A 1,302-nucleotide genomic window follows, 5' to 3' on the forward strand; every position below is an offset into this window, starting at 1 on the left:
GACCATCAGGCCACCGGCGCCGAGGCCCTGCACGGCGCGGAACGCGATCAGCTCGATCATGCCGCTGTCGGCGCCGCCGAAGACGCCGGAGCCAGACATGCCGCACAGCGCCGAGCCGACCAGGAACACGACGACGGCGGTGAGGAAGACGGCCTTACGTCCGTAGAGGTCGCCGAGTTTGCCCCAGATCGGCGTGGAGACCGTCGTGCCCAGCACGTACGCGGTGACCACCCAGGTGAAGTGGTCGGCGCCCCCGAACTCGAAGACGATCCGCGGCAGCGCGGTGCTGACGATCATGTTGTCGAGCATCGCGAGCATCATCGCGATCATCAGGCCGAACAGGACGACGCGGATGTTCGGTCTCGCGACGACCGGGGCTTGTTGACTCATCGGTAGGCTCCCCCGCAGATCATGTGATCAACTTACTTGCCGCCCGGCTAGTTTGCTTACTAGCCGGACGGTAAGCTGATGACGGTCGGACGTCAAGCGGATTGGAAGGAAGTCGGCTGGTGAGGGAGACCACAGGAGGCACACGGCAGCGCATCCAGGCCGTCGCCTTGGAACTCTTCACCGAGCAGGGCTACGAGAAGACGTCACTGCGGGAGATCGCCGAGCGGCTCGGCGTCACGAAGGCGGCGCTCTACTACCACTTCAAGAGCAAGGACGAGATCGTCACCAGCTTCGTCGACGACCGGCTGCGCCGGATGGACGAGCTGATCGCCTGGGCCGCCGACCAGCCACCCACCCTGGCGACCCGCCGCGCCCTGCTCGGGCGGTACGCCGACAGCATGTTCGCCGGCGACCTGCCCCAGGTGATGCGCTTCTTCGAGCAGAACCAGACGGTGCTCAAGAGCCTGGTCGCCGGCCAGCAGATGCGGGACCGGATGATGCGGCTGGCCCACGAGCTGTGCCGGGGTGACGACTCGCCGGCCGCCCAGCTGCGCGCCACGCTGACGCTGTTCGCGGTGCACACCAGCTGGTTCGCGGTCCGCGCGCCCGGCATCACCGACGACGAGCGGAAGCGGATCGCGCTCGAGGTGGCCGACGAGCTGCTCGCCAAGATCGGCGAGACCGGCCAGGGCTGAGCCGGTTCAGCCCGCCGCAGTCAGGTCCAGTCGCAGACCGAGCAGGTCGATGCCGGGCAGCGGCGACCAGTCCTTCTCCGGCAGCCGGACGAACCCGAGCCGCTCGTAGAGGCGGTGCGCGTTCGCCGCCATCCCGGCGCGTACGCAGATCACCACCGCCGTGCAGCCCAGCTCCGTCGCGCGCGTCACGCACGCGGCCGCGAGCGCGGCGCCGGCG

3 protein-coding genes are annotated in these 1,302 nt (G+C 68.7%); 1 reads left to right on the forward strand and 2 read right to left on the reverse strand.

Annotated elements, in window-relative coordinates; translation table 11 throughout:
* Positions 1–390: MFS transporter (locus AB0L34_RS33960; protein WP_363709771.1), on the reverse strand; the 390-nt coding region annotated here is incomplete at its 3' end.
* Positions 391–509: 119 nt separating this feature from the next.
* Here AB0L34_RS33960 and AB0L34_RS33965 point away from each other — a divergent pair.
* Positions 510–1,085, forward strand: coding sequence for a TetR/AcrR family transcriptional regulator (locus AB0L34_RS33965; RefSeq protein WP_064447884.1), 576 nt, complete (start codon positions 510–512; stop codon positions 1,083–1,085).
* A 6-nt stretch (positions 1,086–1,091) separates the two neighbouring features.
* On the opposite strand, the gene AB0L34_RS33970 is transcribed toward AB0L34_RS33965, so the two are convergent.
* The coding region (locus AB0L34_RS33970) for a GNAT family N-acetyltransferase (RefSeq protein WP_363709773.1) at positions 1,092–1,302 on the reverse strand (211 nt) is incomplete at its 5' end.

The sequence above is a fragment of the Micromonospora sp. NPDC052213 genome, from assembly GCF_040679695.1.
Classification (GTDB): domain Bacteria; phylum Actinomycetota; class Actinomycetes; order Mycobacteriales; family Micromonosporaceae; genus Micromonospora.